Raw genomic sequence first — 21,755 nt, forward strand, 5'->3', positions numbered from 1 at the left:
CTTTTAGTAATGATTAGTTTGTTTGGAACTCTTAAGAGAGTTGATAACGAATCAGCGAGGATTGGCTTCAAGACCAGCGTCACGTACGTCAAGGGGGATCTGGAATGCACGGCGCTTGTCATCTTTGGCAAGGAAGTCGGTCTGAACCGAAGGAAGTCCACCGGCATTGAGAGTGCGTCGGGGAATTTCTATTCCGTAGCGCTTGATGTCGAACCAGCGGAAACCGAAATGGAGGGTCTCAACGCGATGGAATGCAAGCATGCACTGGAGCATGGCTTCCTGGGTCGATCCTTCGGCTCCGATTGAGAATGCAGGGTTGAGGTGCTTTTTGAGGGTGCCCTTGATCGGAGATTCTGCGCTATAGCTGTATTCCAGACTGTTAAAATATTCTGTGATGTCGGTCGGAGTCAGAACCGGACAACCGCTGTAGTAGTTTTGAGCCCAAAGAGTCAGATCGGCAGCAGCCTCGTCATAACGGTTGAGCATGATATAGGCCTCTGCACGGTTGAGAAGAGCTTCGTCAGTGGTAAATACAGGAATTACAGAGTGTACAAAACCGGTCTGAGCAACGATGTCAGTGTATTCAAAGAGACATACAACTTTACGCAGAAGAGCCATATCGCTTGATCCGATATATTTGCCATAAATTCTTTTGAAAGATCCGAATTTGTTTTGCAGGGCAAGAAAAGTTTCAGTCGATGCAATATGGTTGTTATGGTTGATGCGACCGCCGGTATATGAACGACCGAACACCCAGCCTATACGAGATGTAGCAGTGGTCATCATGAGATTGCACTGATGTGTCAGCTTAATGTATTCCAGGGCCTGAGGTTCTCCATAGACTCCATTTCCATCTACGGGTAAGGCTGCCTGTGCATCGTTGTCACGCAAAACAGAACGGGGTGATGATCCGAGGCATTTTGTGGCCCAATCGGCTGCATCCTGCCATTTCTCCACAGCAAGATAGAATTTAGTTGCGAAAGCATAGGCTGCTTTCTGGTTGAAGTGATATTTGGGGACGTCAAGGTGAGAATCGGTCACATATTTGAGCCCTTCTGTGAGGTCAGCTTCGATCTTTTCATAGAAGTCGGCAAGATTGCCTCGTTCATATTCCGGACGGAGTTCGGTTTCAGAATGTTCCATGTAGGGGAGACCGAGTTCCTGGGCTGCATTCTGTGTCCAGGGCATGCAGAAGAGCTGCGCGAGCATGAAGTGGTTGTAGGCGCGGCAGAGAAGAGCTTCCGAATAGAGACCCTGAAGAGAAGTGGTCACGGGGCCTCCAAGGCGTTTGATGCCCTCAAGGGCTTCATTGGCTGATGCGATGCAATTGTAGGAGTCTTCCCAATAGCGAGACAGAGACTCGTTTTGGCCGGTTTCCATTTCATCTTTCCATGCAAAGGCATCTTCGAAAAATCGTTCTGAATATGGACTGTTGGGATCGATGTCATCACAATTGTCTGATGATAATTCGCAGACAAGACTGAATTCATGAGTGGGATAGGCCGACACGAGGAGGCTCTTGATCTTGTCTTCGGTGTCGATGGTGGCGCGGTTGTCGGGCATGGTGTCGAGGTAGTCGTCGCATGATGAGAGGGCTACAGTCGGCAGAGCAAGCGCGAATGCGTATTTTATATATTTGTTCATTTTACTGATTCTTTAGAGTGGATTAGAAACCGAGGTTGACTGTCAGAGTGAACTGCTTGGGGGTCGGGGCAGCCACACCGCCGGTGTTGAAGAACTCAGGGTCCTGACCGTTGAGTTTTTTATCGGCGTAGATAAGGAAGAGGTTGGTTGCCTGGAGCTTCAACATGGCGTTGGAGAGACGCAGCGCGTTTGTCACCTTGGCGGGCACCTGATAGGCCAGCGAGATTTCCTTCATGCGGATGAAGTCGCCCTTGGCGATACGTGCATCCGAGTAGTTGTAGGCGTTGTAGGCGTAGTCCAGGTGAGAATCATTCTTGTTCTGGCGCATTGAGGCGATCACAGGGATGTTGGTGCGGTTTTCGTCGCCGGGCACTGTCCAGCGGTTGTTGAATTCCTTCGGAGTGGCGGTCAGGTCGGTGTATTCGTCAGAGAAGACGGGATCGAGACGGATGACGTTGCCGAAAGAATAGGTGATGTAGACGTTGAGGGTGAAATCCTTGTAACGGAAGATGTTGCCGAACGAACCGAGATCAGTGGGGTCGATGCTGCCGGAATACTTCAGGAATTTGAGCTTTTCGGGGTCTGAGGTCTGGAAGTAGATGCCGGTGGTCGAGATGTTGCCGTCCTGGTCAAGGAAAGTGGGGAGACCTTCTTCGTTAAGTCCCATGAAGGGAATTGAGAAGAGCGAGCGCACGGGGTAGCCTTCCTGGGCGAAACCGCTGCCCGAAACGAGCTGCATCACATTCTTTGTGGTCTTGAGGTCAGTGACCTTGTTTTTGTTGTAAGAATAGATGAAGTTGGTGGTCCAGGAGAAGTCCTTGGTCACGATGTTCTTGGTGGTGAGTGAGAGCTCGACACCGTGAGAGCGCATAGAGGCAACGTTGCCGAACTTCTGGATCTCACCGCCGATGCCCTGGGTGTTGGTGACACCGATGAGGTCGAAGTTGTTGCGGCGATACCAGTCGAATTCTACATTGATGCGGTTGTCGATGAAACCGGTTGAGAGACCGAGGTTGAGCTCGTGTTTCTTTTCATATGTGAGTTCGCTGTTGGCGAGAGATGATACGTAGAGTGAGCTTTCGTTTGCACCTGTAGAGGGGCGCCAGGGATTCTTGGATTTGATTATGGCGTAGGCGTTGCTGACAGAGGGACGGTCGCCGGTCAGAGAGTAAGAAGCCTTGAGAGTGAGGTGGCTCCATGTGGGGTTGAAGTTGTGGAACCATTCTTCTTCATGGGCGTTCCATGATCCTGACACGTTCCAGGTGGGGAGCCAGCGGGAAGAGCGGCTCTTGCCGAGTGAGTTGGTGCCTTCGTAGCGGAGGGTGCCGTTGAGGTTGTATTTTCCCTTATAAGAATAGGTGGCGTTGCCGAAGAAGGCTACCGAGCGTTCGCTGGTGTTGGTCAGGGTGTAGTAGTCGGTGTTTTCTTCCTGGCCGCGTTTGAATACCTGGTAGGCATAGTTGGGGATTTCACCCATGCTGTACTGCATGCCCCAGCCGCGGAACCAGGTTGAGTGGCGGTCAACGGAGTTGGTTTCCATACCGGCGTAGAGGTTGACGATGTGGTTTTCAGCGAATACATCGTTGTAGCGGGCTGCGGCACGCATGTCCCACTTGAACATGCTGCGGTCAGCGCGTTCGTAGATACCGCCGTTGGGGAGGATTGAAACGGGGAATGCGTAGGGATCGTCAGGATTTGTGTAAAGAAGCGGGTTTCTATCGCGGATAGCGGCAGTAGGCATCCAGCGGTATGCCAGGGCCTGGTTGGAGTCATCGAGGATGAAGTGTTCCTGCGAGGTAGAGGTGTTCTGCATGCCGCCGAGGAGCGAGAGCTCTACTTTACGGATGGGCTTGTAGGTGAGCACACCGGTAAGGCGGAAGTCACTAACACCGAGCTTCATGTAGTTGTTCTTGAGCTCGTGGAGAATGTTGAATGGAGCGTATGAACGGGTGTAGAATTCGTTGACATCGAGTGTGCGCGAGGTGTTCATCGAGTATGAGTAGGGGTTGATGTCGAAGTCGCGCTTCACTTCGCCAGACACGGCATCGATCTCGCTGCCGAGTGTGCCGGGAGCTTTCTGCTTACGGTAAGAGGCGTTGGAGATGAGGTTGAAAGAAACCTTATCAGAGATATTGAAGTTGGAGTTGAGGTTGGCAGTGTAGCGCTGTACGTCGCTCTGCTTGTACCATCCCGGATCATACATTACTGATGCCGACACATAGTGCTGGGCCTTCTCAGTACCTGAAGAGAGGCTGATGGAGTGGGTTGACATCACAGAGTTTGAGAAGAGCTGGTCAAACCAGTCGGTGTTGCGGTATTCGGCAGCGCGGAGATAGTTTGCCTTGGCCTCATCGGTGTTTTCAAGACCGAAGCGGCCGGTGGCGGGATCGTACTGGTTGATGAGCTGATACATCTTGCCGTAGACACCGCTTGACGATGCGTTGGCGATTTCAGCATAGTTGAGGTAGCCTTTCTGGGCGAGTTCCTGGTAGACGCTCATCTGGTCCTGCGAGTTCATGATGTTGAAGTCGCGGTAGTTGGGCTTGAGGCGCATGGTGAATTCGCCGGTGTAGTTGATGGAGTTGCGACCGGCTTTACCTTTCTTGGTAGTCACAACGATCACGCCAGCCATAGCGCGCGCACCGTAGATAGAGGTTGCGGAGCCGTCCTTGAGGATGTCGAAGCTTTCAATGTCGTCGGCGTTGAGGCCTGCGATAGCTGAAGAGATGAGGGTTTCGGCGTTACCTGAGGAGAGGTCGTCGGCAGAAACATTCATCACGTCTTCCATGATCACACCGTCGACCACCCAGAGGGGCTTGGAGCTACCGTAGATAGATGTGGCACCGCGGACGCGGATCTTGGGGGCGGTACCGAAAGTACCGGATACGTTCTGGACAGAGACACCTGCAGCGCGGCCTTCGAGGCTTCGGCTGATGTCGGCCATGCCGCTGATGCGTGCATCCTGGGCGTCAATCTTAGTGGCCGCACCGGTGAAGAGGCGTTTGTCCATCTTCTGCATACCGGTCACCACTACTTCCTGGAGCTGCTCGGCGTCAGATTCGAGAGAGATTTTCATTTCGGTGCCTTTGACAATGGGCACCTGTTTTGTTTTCATGCCGATGTAGCTCACCACGAGCGTTTTTGCACCGGCCGGGAGCTTCCCGATTGTGAACTTTCCGTCGATGTCGGTCGAGGTTCCAACTTTGGTGCCCTTGACCATGACGCTTGCGCCCACAACGGGCTCATCGTCATCCGCAGAGATGACAATGCCCGTAACCCCCCTATACCAGAGGTTTGCGCGTTTGTCAGCCCGAATCCAACAAGGATCATGACTAACAGCATTAATAGACTTTTCCTCATAATAAGACAGATATAAATGATAATGATAGATTATATGGGGTAGTGATAGATTGTGCAGGATTTGCAGATGTTCGCGATTAGAACACTTTTTAACTAATCGCCTTGATTTAGCCTTGGAGTTGCAAAAATATGAAATTGAAATTTAATAAACAAATTTTATGTCAATTTTTGTTTTGTAAATGGAAAAAGTAAGAAAAAAATGGCTCAAAAGCATCGAAAAAGTGATCGATAAAATGACAAATTGTTAAAATATGGAGTCTGAATTAGCCTAAATATAGTTAAAATCAGCCCTCGTTGACAGCCCGCAGGACCCCTGCAAACCCGTCTGTGCACCCATCTGTGAGCCCATGCAGCCCCATTCCCGCATCTGCTCCTCCCTCCAATTTGATAAACCGACACCGAAAGTCCAGCCCGATCAGAAGCACGTGGTTTAGTTTTAACTAAACTTTTAATGACTATTTTTTGTTTTTCAGACGAAAACAGATTATATTTGCAGGTGAAAACAATTGAGCAGCCATGTGTTGATAAGAATATAATAGATTAATGTGTGGCGGCAATATAACCGGACCACAGTCCGGGAATCTATCAATTAAAAAAAATAATTATGACGAATTAATGGACGAATATCATCTGTGTCCTTTGGATGACATAGGCAACCCGAAGTATGAATTTTATTTTCTGTATAAGAACGGCCGCTGTTTCTGTAAGGAATTCATAGATTCGCTACAGCAAAAGAGCGATATTGACGAACTTGCGGAACTTCTTGCCATAATGGGCAAGGTCGATAACAACAATCTGCCGCAGAGCAAATACAGGCATATCACCGGCGGAAAGCGCGACAGGAAGGATGTCTATGAGTTCAAGACCAAACATCTGAGGCTTTATGCCATAAAGAAGGAGCCTGACTATTATCTGGTGGTTGCCGGGTATAAGAAGGGACAGGATAAGGACATAGCAAAAGTGTTCAGGCATTTTAATTATATTCCTGACAGGATTGCAATCAAGGATGAAAGTGATGAAGTTGAAGCCGGAAAAGATTCCGGTAGTGATGATGTTAAGTAATCATTGATTAAAATGAAATTACTGAATAAGAATAAATATGAGTCATCGGCTTACTGGACACAGCTTGTGCAGCTGATGATATTTGATAATATTAAGCGTTATCTTGATGAAAACCATCTGACTCGGACCGAGTTTGCCGCCCGCCTCGGGGTCTCGAAAGGCTATGTGTCGCAGATTCTCAACGGAGATTTCGACCATAAGCTGTCGAAACTTGTGGAGCTTGCGCTCGCATGCGATATGGTGCCGCGGATCGAGCTTATGCCGAAGGCCTATGCCGAGCAGGTGGTAGAGAATACTTATCTGCAGCCGAAAGACTGGACGCAGAGCAGCGTTTATTTCAGGACAATACCTTCTGTAAAGCCCGAAGCCAAGGCCCCGGCTTCGGCTCAAAGTGTGAAAGTGCTGCCCGTGGTCGGCAAATCGTCAGTCAGAATCGGAAGCTGCGACTGGGGTGTTGCCGAAAATCGAAAATCAACAAATAAGATTGCGTGATGGTACGTTTTAATATGTCAAGGATTGCCGTCAGCCAGTTTGCAATCCTTTCGGAGAGCCTGCCGCAGGGCGAAATGAATATGTTGACTGAAATTTCGTTTCAGTATTCTTCGGAGAGCCGGCAGATAGCATGTGAGGCCGGTTTCAGGTTTACGCATGAGGACAATACGATTCTTGTGCTCAAAGTGCTGTGTGAGTTCCGGATCCATGAATCGGATTGGGCCGGTTTTGTCAGGAAAGACGGAGTCGGGATACCGAAATCGGTGCTTGAAATTCTTGCAGTGCACACGGTCGGAACCTCGCGCGGGATTCTGTTCTGCAAGACGGAGGGTACGGCGTTCAATAGCCTGATGATCCCGCCTCTGAATGTGGCCCGTATGATGGAAGATGAGGCCGCGGTGGTTAAAAGCAAGTGACAGGCTGCTTGAATTTTCCTGAAAATAGGCTAACTTTGCGGTGTGTTTTACTGCGGAACCAGAAAATCAATCAAATCATACCTAAATTATCATGAAACTTATTTCATCACTGTTTATCGCATTAGCTCTTCCGGTGCTTGCCTGGGCGCAGGCTCCGTCTGACACTATCACAGTGTTTATGATCGGTGACTCGACAATGGCCAACAAGCCTCTCGACAAGGAAAACCAGGAACGCGGCTGGGGCCAGATGCTGCCTATCTATCTCGAAGGTGCCATCAAGGTCGACAACCACGCCGTAAACGGCCGCAGCTCGAAGAGCTTCATCGATGAAGGCCGCTGGGACAAGGTGCGCGAGAAGATCCGCCCCGGCGACTATGTGATCATCCAGTTCGGCCACAATGACGAGAAGGCCAAGAGCCTCGACCGCTACACTGTGCCCGGCGGAAGCTTCGATGCCAATCTTAAGAAATTTGTGAGCGAGGCCCGCGAGAAGGGTGCCACACCGATTCTTATGAACTCGATAGTGCGCCGCAATTTCCCGGCCAACGGTATTGCCGCTGCTCAGACCGACGACCGCCAGAAGACCTGGAAGAAGGGTCTGGAGAACTATCCCGCCGAGGGCGACACGCTGGTTGACACTCATGGCGACTACCGCATAGCTCCGCGCAATGTGGCCGAGGAGATGGGCGTGGTGTTCATCGACATGAATTCTCTGACCCATGAGCTCGTGCAGGGCCTCGGCCGCGACAATTCACGCTCGCTGTTCATGTGGATGCCCGTGGGCGGCTATGAGTTCGCTCCTGACGGACGTATCGACAACACTCACCTGAATGTGCTCGGCGGTATCATCGTGTCGCGTCTCGCTGTCAACGCCATTGCCGAGAAAGTGCCCGCGCTCAAGCCCTACATCCGTCGCACGGTCTATAACCTCAACAAGTAATCTCCTCCAGGCCGACAGATTCTTATCTGACACTACCGCCACATTATAATATATAAGAGCGCCGTAGGGGCGAAACTTCAAGTTTCCACCTACGGCGCTCTTACATGTTTATCTATGATATATTATAATGTGGCGGTAGTGTCAGATGCGTTCGAGGACGGTGGCCACGAGATCCTGCACGGCTGTCTTGTAGTTTGGGTTGGCATCGTTGTTCATGCGGTTGGCTATGATGGAGCAGACGGTCATTGCTCTGTGGCCCATGAGGCGTCCGAGGCCCTGGAGAGGAGCCGATTCCATTTCATAGTTGGTCACCTTGCGGCCGTTGTGGCGGAATTCCTCTATGCGGCGGTTGAGATCGGGGTTGGCCAGAGGCAGACGGAGCTCGCGACCCTGCGGACCGTAGAATCCGACAGCCGAGATGGTGTTGCCGCGGACCATGTCGTCACGGCCTATCTGGTTGACAAGCTCTTCATCGGCATTGACCACGTAGGGTTTCGCCCAAAGCGGATTCCAGCCCACTGATTCGCAGAAGGCGTGTTCGAAATCGAGATCTGCCACTTCATTGCGTCCGGCATAGTAGTTGAGCACACCGTCAAAACCGATGGCTTTTTCGGCAATAACCGGGGTGCCGAGCTTGAGCTCGGGCTGGAGGGCTCCTGAAGTGCCGATGCGCACCAGTGTCAGACGGCGTTTTTCGTCTTTGACCTCGCGGGTCTTGAAGTCTACGTTGGCGAGGGCGTCGAGTTCATTGATTACAATGTCGATGTTGTCGGGGCCGATGCCGTGTGAGAGGCACATGATGGGCTTGCCGTTGTAAGTGCCGCCTATAGTGTGGAATTCGCGAGAGGAGACTTCAAAGTCTGTGGTGTCAAAGAACGAAGCTACCATATTGACGCGGGCGGGGTCGCCTACGAGAATTACACGGTCGGTCAGCTGTTCTGGACGCAGGTGCAGGTGAAACACTGAGCCGTCGGGGTTGATGATCAGCTCTGAAGGGGCTATGATTTTCTTTTCCATGATAGATGAAGTTGTTTTTAGGTGTGGGGAAAGAGGTGGTTGATGATTATAAGGTATAAACGTTTGCCGGGCAGGAGTGGTTTGGTCAGCGGAGACGGTAGCGTCCGCCGGGTATTGCCAGGATGAGCGATCTGAATTCGAGGTCTATCAGCATGGCCATGAGTCTTGGCGTCGGTATGTCGATGTGGGCCGTCAGATCATTGAGAGTGGCCTCGCCGCGGTCGGTCAGCAGGTCGATGACAGCTTGCTCTTCAGGGGCGAGTTCCTGAAAGAGCGACGGCTGAATGGGCACGGTTTCGGCTGTGGGCCATCGCATCTGCGATGCGAAGTCTGCGGCGGAGCTTACGAGTCCGGCTACATGATCGGCTATAAGGGCGTTGCAGCCTGCCGAATAGCGGTCGGAGGTGCGGCCCGGAAGGGCGAAGACATCGCGGTTGTAGCCGGCGGCAAGCCGGGCTGTCACCAGTGCGCCTCCTTTTGAGGCCGATTCTGCCACCACGAGGGCGTCGGCCAGACCCGCCACAATGCGGTTGCGGGCAAGGAAGTTTCCTTTGTGGATTGAGGCCGACGAGGGGTAGTCGGTCAGCATTCCGCCACCGCTGCGTATCATCTCTACAGCTGTCGGCCTATGTGCCGGAGGATAGACCGTGTTGAGTCCGTGGGCCACTACGGCTATGGTCGGCAGTCCGGCTTTCAGGGCCGCGCGGTGGGCCGCAATGTCTATCCCGTAGGCCAGACCGCTCACAATCACGGGCTTTTCAGCCATGATATCGGAGAGCTCTCTGACGAAGCGCTCGGTGAAATCGCAGCCGTAGGCCGTGGCGTGGCGGGTGCCGACTATCGAGACCACACGTCGGCTGTTGAGGTCGCAGTCGCCTAGCATGTAGAGCATCAGCGGGGCGTCGTCGCACTGGAGAAGGCGATGCGGATAGTCAGGATTGCGGAAATAGATGGCGCGGATGGAGTTTGACTCTACAAAATCAGCTTCGCTACGGGCTTTTTCAAGAGCTTCGTCTCTGACTTTTTGGCTGAAGAGGCGGTTGGCGAACCCCATGACAGCCGATAGCTGCGACTCAGACAGACGGAAGAATGCTTCTTCCGAGCCTGTGCGGTCGAGTATCGCGTCAGCGAGTTCCGGCGAGAGCGAGCGCAGAGACGAGAATGCTATTTGGCTTACAAGAGGTTCCATCGGGTGAGAAATGTGAGTGAGGGGTGAGAGATTCAGGCTTTGCGGAGCGGAGCCGGTGCGATTTTATGCGAGATATTCGCGGAAAGCCTCGGCGAGAAGATCGCCGCGCGAGAGGCGCCCGTTTTCAAGGCAGACAATTGTCACGAGCGCATGGACTACATGGGAGCTGTTGGTTGCGTTGTAGATGTCCTGCGTGAATACAAACCTGGCGCCCTTACGCTCCATGCTCAGGCGCGATATCATAGTCTCGCCAAGGGTGAGCGACGAGAGATATTCGATTTCGATTTTTCTGACCACCGGGTCGAGACCCTGTTCCTGCATGGCGCGGAAGGTCGTGCCTGCGTGTTCGCAGAAATCGTGGCGTGTTATTTCGAGATAGTGCAGATAGTTGGCATTGTTGACTATGCCCTGCGAGTCTACTTCGTAGTCGCGGACTTTTATGATCTGTTCGTAACTCTTCATGATTGGTTCTTTGGGTCGGGCGCCGGTCTACGCGTTATAGAGATAGCGCTTTATGGATCGTTTGGGAGTTTTTTCGAATTCGTTGGCTATCAGCTGTATGCGGTCTATCCTTTCGTATGGGGCCACTATGCGGTTCAGGTCGGTTCTGACCTGCTCCATGAGAGCCGGCAGCTGTTCGTTGTGAACTTTGTCGCGGTCCATAGCCTCATAGTCGGGATAGACGAGGGCCACGAGGTGTTTGCCGCGCTCCACGATAAGGCTTTCCGACACGTAGGGCATGTTGTTTAGCTTGGCCTCGATCTCTTCAGGATAGATGTTCTGCCCGCTGGCTCCGAGGATCATGGTTTTGTAGCGCCCGCGTATGAAGATGATGCCCCGGTCAGAGATTGTGCCCATGTCGCCGGTGTGTAGCCAGCCTTCTGCATCGATCACGGCCTCGGTAGCTTCCGGATTCTTGTAGTAGCCCTTCATCACGTTTTCGCCACGCACGCAGATTTCGCCCGGCTCGGTTTCCGGATTCCGGCTGCCTGCTATTTTGCTCTCCATAGTCGGCAGTGTGCGGCCCGATGATGAGACGATGAAATTGCGCCAGGGGGTATAGCTGATGAGCGGGCCGCATTCGGTCATGCCGTAGCCCACGGTGAAGGGGAATTTTATTTTGTGGAGAAAGGCTTCTACTTCATGGTTGAGAGGGGCGCCGCCTACTATCACTTCCTCGAACTCACCGCCGAGAGCCTCGACAAGGCTGTTGCGGATCTTGCGGTAGACGAGAGTCTTGAGTCCCGGCAGTTTCAGCGCGCGGCGCACCGAGGGCTTCTCGATGATCGGGCGCAGTTTGTTGCGGTAGATCTTTTCGAGAATGAGCGGGACGCAGATGATCAGATTGGGCCTTACCTCTGCAAAGGCTTTGAGCAGAAGTTTGGGAGTGGGAAGTTTGCCCAGAATGGTGATGTGGGTGCCGACGGCAAGAGGGGTCAGCATGTCGAAGGCACATCCGTAGGCATGGGCGAGAGGTAGAAACGACAGGGCTCTCGATCCGCGGTAGTGCAGTCGGGATGCCACCCCGAAGCGGACGTTGCCCCCAAGGTTGCCGAGAGTGAGCATCACGCCTTTGGAGAAGCCTGTGGTTCCTGAGGTGTAGTTGATTTCGGCAAGGGTGCTCTCGTCGATTTCGGGATAATCAACATCGGCCGTGGTGAAGCCGTGTGGATAGCGTCTGCGCATTTTCTGCGGCAGGCGGGCGAGGAATTTCTCTACCGCATGGTTTGTGACCGGGTGTTCGGCGAGCACGGCGCGGCGGTCGAGCGAGAGGACGGCTTTCACGGCAGGAATTTTTTCAAATTCCATTGAGTCGAAGATGCTTTCATTGATGAAAAGCATGACGCTCTCGGAGTGGTTGATGATATGCTGCGCATCCTGGACGTTGAAATCATGCAACACGGGCACAATGACGGCTCCGTAGGTGAGAGTGGCCATGTAGACCACCACCCAGGCAAACGAGTTCTTACCCATGACGGCAATCTTGTCGCCGCGCTTGATGCCTGCCTCTTCATAGAGCAGATGCAGGGCGGCAATGCGCCTTGCCATGTCGGCATAGGTCATTGTCTGGTCAGAACCGAATTCCGTAAGAGCCGGCAGTTCCCAGTTTTTACGGAAACCGGAGGCGTATATCTGTAAAAGATTCTCCTTGTTCATAAATAAGTTGGCTGTGAAAGGGATGTCAATCATATAACGCTGACAGACAATCCTTTGTTTTTCCCATTTTGCGCCCTTTGGATATTCCGGAGTGCGGATGCGGGACAATCTATTCACAAAGTAACTAAAAATCACCCGAATATGCAAATCGTGGCCAAAGCTGAAGCCGGAGTGGAGCCGGCCCTCCGCCGCGTATGCTTCTCAGATGTTCTGCCCGATGTCCGCAGGCAGGAAAAAGGCGCATAGAGCACGCAGGCCCCGCAGGACCGGTGTACGCTATGCGCCTTATGCTTTTTTCGGAGTCAGTCCGGATTACATCTTGTTGAGATATTCGCGGAGAGCTTCGTTTTCGGGGTCGATTTCAAGGAATTTTTCGAAGTAAGCGCGAGCCTGTTCCTTGTCACCAGCCTTGAGGTAGTAGTTGGCGAGATTGTTGTAGGCGCTCTTGTAAGCGTCGCGGTATTTTTCCTTGTTTTCGGGGTTTTCGTCGTAAGCGGCGAGCATCTGCTGATATGTCTCGACCAGGGCGGGAGTGATCTCGGCTCCGTCACGGACCATCATGAGAGTGGCTTTGTTGCGGTAGAGCGGGCCTTTGTTGGCGGCTGACTCGATAGCCATGTCGACATACTTGATACCGTTGTTGGCGGCTTCGATACGTTCGGGAGAGCCTTCGGGAAGCGATACGCCGAGGTTCTTGTAGCGGTTCGAGAGGATGAAGTAGTCGTTGAGAGAGGCGTCGCCTGCGTCAACGAATTTCTGCATGTATTCAGCGGCCTTCTGATAGTCTTCGAGGGCGGTGTACATTGACGAGATGTTGGCGAGGATCTGTTTGTTCTTCTCAGGATTGAGCTCATAGGCCTTGGTGTAGGCGGCTACAGCATCTTCAGGACGCTTGAGTTCGCCGAGGATGTCACCGTAGGTGGTGTAGTCAGTGGCTGTGAACTTGGCATCGGCGTGAGAGAAGAGTTTCTTAGCGGCTTCTTCAGCACCGGTGAAGTCTTTGAGGGCAGCCTTGTTGAGCATAACCATGCGCTGCATGTATTCGTTGTTGGGGTCTTTTGCAAGCACCTGGTTTGCCACGTCGAGAGATTCCTGATACTTCTTACCGAAGTAGAGGAGACCTGAGTAGCGCTGTTCGTCACCCTGGAAGTGATTGGGGTTCTGGATGTATTTGCCATACTGTTCGGCAGCTTTTGTGAACTGGTTGCCGTCATAGTATTTTTCAGCGAGCTCGCTCTGGGCAAGAGCCGAGTTGGGGAGCTTTTCGTTGAGCTCGACGAGCTTGGCGATAGCGAAGTCAGGGTTTACCTTGTTGTAGAGGTTGGCATACTTGACATAGGCTTCGGGGTTGATGTTGCCTGCTTCTTCGTCATAGACCATAGCCTGTTCGTAGCGGCCGGCTGCGGCACCTACGTCAGTGGTCTTGAGCATGTCGCCCTGGAGAACGTAGATCTGAGCTTCCTTGTTTTTGGAAACTTTCATTGCCTTGTCGATCTGCTTGTCGATTTCCTTGGCGTAGAGAGTGGGGTCTACATTAAAATATGCGCGGGCCACGGCTGCCATGAGCGAGGCGTCTTTCTTGTTGGTCTCAAGAGCTTTCTTGAAGAGGTCAGAGGCTTCTGATTTGTTGCCGTTCTTGAGGGCGATTTCGCCGAGACCTACATAGTTGTAGCCATAGTTGGGGTTTGCTTCCTTGCCTTTGTTGAAGTTGGCGGCCGCAGCGGCGGTGTTGCCTTCACGCATGTCAAGTGAGCCGAGATAGAAGTATGACACGGCTTTGTCTGTAGAAGGATCATTGAGTGTTTTCTCAAGGATGGTCTTTGCCTTCTCGAAACGGTCGGCGTTGTAGTAGTCAACGCCATCCTGATAGCCGCCCTGGGCGAATGCCGTGAGGGCAAACCCTCCAAGAACGAGGGAAAAGATAGTACGGAATTTCATTTTCTGGTTTACTATAGATATTTAATTTTTTTTTGATTGATGTTCGTTGTTGTTTACATCCGGTTCCTGCAAACTGGATAATGATTTTTCAGTTTGAAAGACCGTCAGGCGGGTTCGGGGTGTGTGATGTCATTGATAGACTAACGCAGAAGCCACCTTATTATTGTTTTATTCGAGAGCAACCATGCGCGGGCGCACTGTGGCGGGCAGAATGCCGGTCATCTGTATGAGCTTCTGGCCCTGGAATCCGGTGACGAAGCTGAAGAATCGGTGGGTTATGGTGCCGCCGGGGGCTGTGCTGATCATGTAGACCGAGCGGTAGAGCGGGTAGGAGCCGTCGAAAATATAGGCCTGATAGGGCTTGTAGGCTGCCACCACGTCATTTCCGCGTATTTTCAGCACCTTTACTTCGGAGTTGAAATCGAGCTGGGTGGTGTCGCTTTTCTCTACTGCCTGGGCGAGTTCATCGACTGATTTTTCGCGTCCCTGCATGTCGCTCGAAACCCAGCTGACGCCGATGACGCCCATAGCGTTCTTGTTTTCGGCCACGGCTTTGAACACATCGGGGTTTGTCTTCACTGCTGATACATTCGGTCCGAATGCTTTGCCGTTGAGAATCGAGTCGCGCATGAACTTGACGGTTGACGATCCCTGATGGTCGAAGATTACGTCGATCTCGCCGAGCTTGCAGGGTTCTACCTGATCCCAGCGGCTGACCTCGCCTGAAAGGATCTCTGCGATTTCCTTTTTAGATAGGATCTCCACAGGGTTTTCCGGGTTTACGATTATGGCGAGGGCGTCAACGGCGATCTTTTTCTGGTTGACAATTTTTTTATTGCTGCGGAGGAAGCTGACTTCCTTTTCGGTCAGAGGACGGGTTGTGACGGCGCATTTCACACCCTGCATGGCCATGATGGAGTCGATGCAGGCGTTTTCAGGGAGGTAGTAGGCGAGCACATCTTCTTTAGGGTAGATGTATTCGTAGACGTTGATCTCCTGTTCGAGTATGTTTTCGAATGACTCGTCACATGCAACCTTGGCCATAGGGTCAGGCTGCATGGATGCTTTCTTGCCGCATCCGCTGAAAGCGGCGAGAAGACTCAGGGCCGCAAGGGCGGCCATGCATTTGCTTGATTTGATCATAGGCTGACAAACAGTTTTTATTGATCGTCACGTTCGTTGCCGTAGCCTGGGTCTATGCCCTTGAACTGGCGGTAGGCACGCCACAGACCGTAGACGGTGAACAGGGCGCCGCCGACCCAGCGAACCCATTTCCATGTTGGGAAGAGAATGTCGAAATAGCCGCAGAAGAAGAGAACACCTACGCCTACGTAGATGATAATCATTATGATACCGAAGATGTTGCGCATAGCGGCAGGAGTTCCGGTCGGAGTTCGTTGAGCACTCATAGCTTTATAGTTTTAACGTTAATTCATTCGGTGTCCGGCATTCAGAGATGCGGCCGGATATTAAATTAACAATTGTTGTGTGTGAAAGTTCGAGTGACCCGAAGCGGCGTTGCATGGGTGTCGGTGTGGGACGGCTGCAAACTCACGGTGTAAAATTAATGAAAAAATATTAATTCGCATAGGCTGAGAGGGAATTTTAAAACCTTTAACATTATTATAATAGGTGTAGGTGTGTGGCGGATGCGGATAGAGGTTGCGATATATGGCGGATAATTATTAATTTTGCATTATCATGAACCAGCCACTTGCCGAGCGCCTGCGTCCGCGCTCATTAGATGATTATATAGGTCAGCTCCACCTCGTTGGCGAGGGAGGGGTGGTCCGCCGCATGATTGAATCGGGCAAAGTTTCGTCGTTTATTCTTTGGGGACCTCCCGGAGTGGGCAAGACTACGCTTGCGAGAATTATTGCCAACTCTGTCAATGTGCCTTTCTATACGCTGTCGGCCGTCAGTGCCGGTGTCAAGGAGGTGCGTGAGGTGATAGAGCGCTGTAAGGGCGATGCCATGAACATGTTTTCCGGCGGGCGTCCGATTCTGTTCATCGATGAAATCCACCGCTTCAGCAAGGCGCAGCAGGACAGTCTGCTGGGGGCTGTGGAGAGCGGGGTGGTGACTCTGATCGGGGCCACTACGGAAAATCCGTCGTTTGAGGTGATCAGGCCTCTTCTGTCACGCGCGCAGGTCTACACTCTGCGTCCGCTGGAGGAGGCGGATCTGCGTCATCTGCTTGACCGGGCTGTGGCGGGTGACAGTGCCCTGCAGCTCCACGGTGTGAGCATTGAGGAAACTACGGCTCTGTTCCGTTTTGCCGGAGGCGATGCCCGCAAGCTGCTCAATATAATAGATCTGCTCGAACAGTCGACTCCGCAGGGAGAGCCGGTGGTGATCAATGACAAGGTGGTGACTGAAAGGCTCCAGGAAAATCCGTCGGCCTATGACAAGAACGGAGAAATGCACTATGATATCATCTCGGCCTTTATCAAGAGTATCCGCGGTTCTGACCCGGATGCCGCTCTCTACTGGCTCGCCCGCATGATCAGAGGCGGGGAGGACCCGGAGTTCATAGCGCGCCGGCTGCTGATTCTTGCCGCAGAGGATATAAGCCTGGCCAATCCGAACGCGCTTCTGCTGGCCAATGCTACGTTTGAGGCTGTTCATAAGCTCGGTTTTCCCGAAGGGCAGATTCCGCTGGCCGAGTGTACGGTCTATCTGGCGCTGTCGGCCAAGAGTAATTCCACATATACAGGGCTTCACAATGCCATGAAACTCGTAGAGGAGACCGGAGATCTGCCGGTGCCGCTGCATCTGCGCAATGCGCCGACTTCTCTGATGAAGGATATGGGCTACGGACGCGACTACAAGTATGCCCATAACTATCCGGGCAACTTTGTGGTGCAGCAGTTCATGCCTGACGAGCTTGGCCACAGGCCTTTGTGGCAGCCTTGCGACAATCCGGCCGAGATGCGGTCAGCAGCTTTGCAGAATCAGCGCTGGCAACAGGGTGCCGGCGCTGATCAGGAAGTGAAGCAGTGACAGTGTGCTCCGTATCTGGTGTGTGTTTCTTTTCGCGGGTTCAGATAGCGGCTGAGTCATCGGTGGACCATCCGCCTCCGAGTACTTTATAGAGATTTATGAGCGCGAGATATTCATCGCGGATGGCGTTGCTTACGCCTATCTGTGCGTCGAAGTAGCGGCGCTGTGCGTCAAGCACGTCGATATAGTTGAGTGTGCCGCCGCGATATTGCAGATGTGCGAGCTGGACGTATTTGACCGCCGCGTCGCGGAGCTCGACTTTGAGTGTGCGGGCCTGCTGCACGTGGTGGTAGGTGGCCAGTGCGGTGTTGACTTCTGTGAATGCCTGGATTACGGCTTTTTCATAATCGTAGCGTGACTGGTCATAGACGGCTATGGCTGCCTGGTATTTGCGCTTTTTGCGCCCGAAGTCAAAAATGGAGCCGGTGATGGAGCCTACGGTGTAGGTGAATGGCGATTTGAAGAAGTCTGAGAGGCTTTCGTTTTCGAAGCCTGGTGTGAATCCGAGGCGCAGGCGCGGGAAGCGGTCGGCGTAGCTGACGCCGACATCGGCCATAGCCGCTTTCAGTCTTTGCTCTGCGGCGCGCAGGTCAGGACGGCGCTGAAGCAGTGTGGATGGCACTCCGGCAGGAAGTTTTTCGGGGAGAGAGACATTGAGTGCCAGGTCACCGCGCTCGGAGATCTCACGCGGATATTCTCCTAAAAGGAGTGTGAGCGCATTGCGGGCCACGGCTACCTGGCGTTCGAGGTTCGGGACGAGGGAGGCGGCTGTGGAGTATTCCACTTTGGCCTGCTGATAGACGGTTTCGGAGGTTAGACCGCCATCGAAACGTATTTTGGCCTGTTCGAGTGACTGTTTGCGGGTTGCCATTGTCTGGCGCACGATGGAGAGTTCGTTGTCAAGGGCTATGAGCCTGTAATAGGCCATAGCGACATCGGCAATGATGGTCATGCTCATTGCGCGGTAGTCTTCCACCGACGCTTTGAAGCGGGCGGCTCCGGCGCGTTTGGCCTGCGAGAGTGAGCCCCAGAGGTTGATTTCCCAGTTGACGGGCAGTTTCAGGTCATATTCGGGATCTTTGGTGGTGCCGGCTCCGTTGTAGTTGTTTGTTTCATAGCTTGCGCCGGCCATGCCTCCTATTTCGGGGTAGAAGTTGGCTTTGTCGATGCCGTAGAGCTGGCGCATCTGTTCGACGCGGGCTGCGGCTTTGAGCAGGTCGCGGTTGTTGTCAAGCGCGAGGCGCATCAGGCGGGTCAGGGTGGAGTCTGCATAGAATTCCCACCAGGTCAGATCGGCAATGGATGCGGTGTCTGATTCGAGGCCCGGCATGTAGGCCTCCGGCATGTCGACGTCGGCCGGTACGAGGTTTTTGGTCCCTGAGCAGCTTGCCAGGGCGAGGATGGAGAGTATTATAGGGATCAGTCGTTTCATTTTTTGAGGGAGCGTTTGCGGTTTGTGAATTTGTTGATGGCAACAAAGAAGAACGGAACGAAGACAATGCCGACTGTGATGGCCACAAGCATTCCGAAGAATACTCCGGTGCCGATGTCGCGTCTGGCAGCCGAGCCTGGGCCTGAGGCGAACAGGAGCGGGAGCAGGCCGAGCATGAAGGCGAGAGAGGTCATGACGATCGGGCGGAAGCGGAGACGGGCGGCTGTGAGGGCGGCGTGGACTGCATCGACGCCTTTGTCAACTTCCTCTTTAGCGAATTCGACGATGAGGATGGCGTTTTTGGCCACGAGGCCTACGAGCATCACCAGACCGATCTGGAAGTAGATGTTGTTTTCCAGCCCGCAGATCCAGATTCCCAGGTAGGCTCCCACTCCGGCTATCGGGAGGGAGAGGATGACGGCGAGCGGGACAGACCAGCTTTCATACTGGGCGGCCAGGAAGAGGAACACGAAGAGCAGGGCGAGTCCGAGCACAAGGCCTGTGTTGCCGCTTTCGTGGCGTTCCTGATATGAGAGGCCGCTCCATTCCACTCCGATGTTGTCAGGAAGCTTCTCTCTGACTATTTTTTCGAGAGCGTCCATAGCCTCTCCGGTGCTGTAGCCGTGGGCCGCTTCGCCTGAGATGGTGGCGGAGTTGAACATGTTGAAGCGCCCGATGGTGCCTGGGCCGGTGGTGAAGTGCGAGGTTCCGAGCGATGAAATGGGCACCATTGTATTGTCGGCGCTCTTCACGAAGAAGAGATTCATGTTGTCGCGGCGTGAGCGGTAGGGAGCCTCGGCCTGGATATAGACACGGTAGATGCGGTTAAACATGTTGAAGTCGTTGACATATATCGAGCCGGTGAAGGCTTTCATTGTGGAGAAAATGTCGCTGACGGGGATGCCCTGCATCTTGGCGCGGTCACGGTCTACGTCGAAATAGAGCTGCGGGATGTCGGCTTGCATTGATGTGGATAGGTCGGCAATGGCCGGAGACATGGCGGCGTAGTGGCGGAGGGTGTCGACGGCATGTTGCAGGTCGGTGTATGTGGCGTCGCCTCTGGCTTCAAGCACCATCTCGAAACCGCCTGAACTACCCAGACCGGGTATGATCGAGGGTGAGAAGATGTAGACTTTGCTTTCGGGATATTGCGAGAGGCGTTCGTGGATGCGGCTGCGGACTTCGGCTATGTCTGATGACGAGCGTTCGCCCCAGGGCTTAAGGATTACTGTGAGCTGCGAATGGGCCGGGTTGGTGCCTACACGTGGCGATGATCCGGTCACGTTGAGCACATACTGCACGTCGGGGTCTTGCATCAGATAGTCCATAGCTCTTTCAGTTACTTCGCGGCTGCGCTCTATGGTGGAGCCTTCTGGGAGTTCCAGCTCGACGGTGAAGTAGCCCTGGTCTTCCTGCGACATGAAGCTTCGGGGCATAAGTGCATTCATCATGTAGATGAACACGAGCGCGAGGCCGAAGGCGGCATACATGCGTTTGGGGTGGGAGAGCACACGGGTGATGGTGCGGCCATATGATTTGTTGCCACGGTTCAGCCAGATGTTTATAAGGCGGAATATCCTTGCCTTGCGTCGGCGGGTATCTGTGGGCTTGAGCAGTTTGGCGCACATCACGGGCGAAAGGGTGAGCGCCACGATGGTCGAGATGATCACCGAGACGGCGATCGTGATGGTGAACTGGCGGTAGAGCTGGCCTGTGATGCCGGGCAGGAAGCTGACGGGGACGAAGACGGCGCAGAGCACGAGCGACATGGCTATCAGTGCGCCTCCGAGGTTGCTCATGGCTTTGGCCGTGGCCTCATAGGGCGACAGGCGCTCGGTGTTCATGATGCGGTCAACGTTTTCAACTACTACAATCGCGTCGTCGACCACGATGCCGATGGCGAGGATCAGGCCCAGGAGGGTCAGCATGTTGAGCGAGAAGCCGAACATCAGCATCACTCCGAAGGTGCCGACAAGTGAGATCGGGACGGCAATGACCGGAATGAGTGTGGTGCGCCAGTTCTGCAGCGAGAGGAATACCACGAGGATCACCAGCACCAGCGCTTCGAAGAATGTGCGGTAGACATGATGGATGGATTCCTTTATATATGTGGTCATGTCAAACGGAATGTCGTAGCTGATGCCTTCCGGAAAGTTTTTGGATATGATTTCCATTTCTTTCTTTACGGCCTCGGCCACTTCCATTGCGTTGGAGCCGGGGAGCATGTTGATGTTGAGCACGGCGGCGTTTCCGCCGTTGATTCCGCTCTCGGTCGAGTAGCTTGAGGCTTCGAGCGAAACGCGGGCCACGTCTTTGAGTCTGATCAGCGAGCCGTTGGCTCCGGCGCGCAGAACGATGTCTTCAAATTCCGAGACCGACGAGAGGCGTCCGCGGGCTATGATAGGCATTGTGATGTCTATGTCGGTTGCCGGAGCTTGTCCAAGAGCGCCGGCGGCTGATTCGCGGTTCTGGTCTTTCAAGGCGTTCTGGATGTCCTTGACGGTTAGTCCGAGGTCGGCGAGCTTGTCAGGCGCTACCCAGATCTGCATGGCGTAGTAGCGGCTGCCCACGTTGCTGACACTACCTACTCCGGGTATTCGGCGCAGGGGGTCGAGGATGTTGAGGGTGGTGTAGTTGCTGAGGTAGATTTCGTCGAATTTAGGGTCGTCAGACTGGATGGTTATGGTCATCAGTCGGCTTGCGGTCTCTTTGGAGACGGAGATGCCGTTCTGGACCACTTCGGCCGGCAGGCGTGACTCGGCTTTCTTTACGCGGTTCTGTATGTCGACAGCGGCGAGTTCGGGGTCGGTGTCGATGTCAAATGTCACCAGGGCGGTGAAGCCTCCGGAATTGGAGCTTGACGATGACATGTAGATCATGCCCGGAGTTCCGTTGAGTTCCTGCTCGATAGGGGTTGCCACGGCCTGGGTCATAGTCTGGGCGTCGGCGCCGGGATAGGATGCTGTGATTTTCACCACCGGAGGGACTATCTGCGGGTATTGGTCGACAGGGAGCAGGGTGAGGCCGATGGCTCCCACGATGAAAATGACGATCGAGATTACGATCGAGAAGACCGGGTGGTCGAGGAAGAAATTCTTTTTCATC

15 protein-coding genes and 1 pseudogene are annotated in these 21,755 nt (G+C 53.5%); 5 read left to right on the forward strand and 11 right to left on the reverse strand.

The genetic code is table 11. The annotated features are described in order from the left end of the window. Positions 1-51 precede the first annotated feature (51 nt). Together FDZ78_RS08145 and FDZ78_RS08150 are read right to left on the reverse strand one after the other, a co-directional pair. The gene (locus tag FDZ78_RS08145; protein ID WP_123398149.1) at positions 52-1,644 is read right to left on the reverse strand and encodes a RagB/SusD family nutrient uptake outer membrane protein; all 1,593 of its coding nucleotides are present in this window, start codon (positions 1,642-1,644) and stop codon (positions 52-54) included. A 22-nt stretch (positions 1,645-1,666) separates the two neighbouring features. Beyond that, positions 1,667-5,004 (reverse strand): annotated as a pseudogene (locus tag FDZ78_RS08150) (SusC/RagA family TonB-linked outer membrane protein). A 615-nt stretch (positions 5,005-5,619) separates the two neighbouring features. Here FDZ78_RS08150 and FDZ78_RS08155 point away from each other — a divergent pair. From FDZ78_RS08155 to FDZ78_RS08170, 4 genes are all read left to right on the forward strand, one after another. Continuing rightward, positions 5,620-6,066 carry a hypothetical protein gene (locus FDZ78_RS08155; protein ID WP_136408390.1) on the forward strand — a complete coding sequence of 149 codons (447 nt, stop codon included), beginning with the start codon at positions 5,620-5,622 and terminating at the stop codon, positions 6,064-6,066. Positions 6,067-6,078: 12 nt separating this feature from the next. Beyond that, positions 6,079-6,558 carry a helix-turn-helix domain-containing protein gene (locus FDZ78_RS08160; RefSeq protein ID WP_124075823.1) on the forward strand — a complete coding sequence of 160 codons (480 nt, stop codon included), beginning with the start codon at positions 6,079-6,081 and terminating at the stop codon, positions 6,556-6,558. After that, the gene (locus tag FDZ78_RS08165) at positions 6,558-6,974 is read left to right on the forward strand and encodes a hypothetical protein (protein WP_123398153.1); all 417 of its coding nucleotides are present in this window, start codon (positions 6,558-6,560) and stop codon (positions 6,972-6,974) included. The genes FDZ78_RS08160 and FDZ78_RS08165 overlap by 1 nt, the downstream gene beginning before the upstream one ends. A 91-nt stretch (positions 6,975-7,065) precedes the next feature. Continuing rightward, the gene (locus tag FDZ78_RS08170; RefSeq protein ID WP_107032333.1) at positions 7,066-7,914 is read left to right on the forward strand and encodes a rhamnogalacturonan acetylesterase; all 849 of its coding nucleotides are present in this window, start codon (positions 7,066-7,068) and stop codon (positions 7,912-7,914) included. 141 nt (positions 7,915-8,055) lie between these two features. Here FDZ78_RS08170 and FDZ78_RS08175 read toward each other — a convergent pair whose 3' ends face one another. The 7 genes from FDZ78_RS08175 to FDZ78_RS08205 form a co-directional block, all read right to left on the reverse strand. After that, positions 8,056-8,931 carry a nucleoside phosphorylase gene (locus FDZ78_RS08175; RefSeq protein ID WP_107032332.1) on the reverse strand — a complete coding sequence of 292 codons (876 nt, stop codon included), beginning with the start codon at positions 8,929-8,931 and terminating at the stop codon, positions 8,056-8,058. Between the two features lie 85 nt (positions 8,932-9,016). Beyond that, positions 9,017-10,120 (reverse strand): DNA-processing protein DprA, encoded by a 1,104-nt coding sequence (dprA, locus tag FDZ78_RS08180; protein ID WP_136408391.1) that lies wholly within the window; start codon positions 10,118-10,120, stop codon positions 9,017-9,019. Between the two features lie 63 nt (positions 10,121-10,183). Beyond that, the gene (locus FDZ78_RS08185; RefSeq protein ID WP_107032330.1) at positions 10,184-10,582 is read right to left on the reverse strand and encodes a thioesterase family protein; all 399 of its coding nucleotides are present in this window, start codon (positions 10,580-10,582) and stop codon (positions 10,184-10,186) included. A gap of 27 nt (positions 10,583-10,609) precedes the next feature. Beyond that, complete coding sequence (locus tag FDZ78_RS08190; RefSeq protein ID WP_136408392.1) at positions 10,610-12,277, reverse strand: AMP-binding protein; 1,668 nt, start codon at positions 12,275-12,277, stop codon at positions 10,610-10,612. A 312-nt stretch (positions 12,278-12,589) separates the two neighbouring features. Next, entirely contained in the window at positions 12,590-14,215 is a 1,626-nt protein-coding gene (locus FDZ78_RS08195; RefSeq protein ID WP_136408393.1) for a lipopolysaccharide assembly protein LapB, read from the reverse strand. 168 nt (positions 14,216-14,383) lie between these two features. Continuing rightward, a complete protein-coding gene (locus FDZ78_RS08200; protein WP_123398157.1) occupies positions 14,384-15,358 on the reverse strand; it encodes a PstS family phosphate ABC transporter substrate-binding protein in 975 nt (324 codons plus the stop codon). A gap of 17 nt (positions 15,359-15,375) precedes the next feature. Then, a complete protein-coding gene (locus FDZ78_RS08205; RefSeq protein ID WP_123398158.1) occupies positions 15,376-15,624 on the reverse strand; it encodes a hypothetical protein in 249 nt (82 codons plus the stop codon). Between the two features lie 292 nt (positions 15,625-15,916). Here FDZ78_RS08205 and FDZ78_RS08210 point away from each other — a divergent pair, with 292 nt between their 5' ends. Then, positions 15,917-17,218 (forward strand): replication-associated recombination protein A, encoded by a 1,302-nt coding sequence (locus FDZ78_RS08210; protein WP_123398159.1) that lies wholly within the window; start codon positions 15,917-15,919, stop codon positions 17,216-17,218. A 40-nt stretch (positions 17,219-17,258) separates the two neighbouring features. On the opposite strand, the gene FDZ78_RS08215 is transcribed toward FDZ78_RS08210, so the two are convergent. Both FDZ78_RS08215 and FDZ78_RS08220 read right to left on the reverse strand, forming a co-directional pair. Beyond that, a complete protein-coding gene (locus tag FDZ78_RS08215; RefSeq protein ID WP_136408394.1) occupies positions 17,259-18,650 on the reverse strand; it encodes a TolC family protein in 1,392 nt (463 codons plus the stop codon). Next, entirely contained in the window at positions 18,647-21,754 is a 3,108-nt protein-coding gene (locus tag FDZ78_RS08220) for an efflux RND transporter permease subunit (RefSeq protein WP_136408395.1), read from the reverse strand. Before FDZ78_RS08220 ends, FDZ78_RS08215 begins: the two co-directional genes overlap by 4 nt. Position 21,755 lies beyond the last annotated feature (1 nt).

The sequence above is a fragment of the Duncaniella sp. B8 genome (assembly GCF_005304985.1).
Lineage (GTDB): Bacteria > Bacteroidota > Bacteroidia > Bacteroidales > Muribaculaceae > Duncaniella > Duncaniella muris.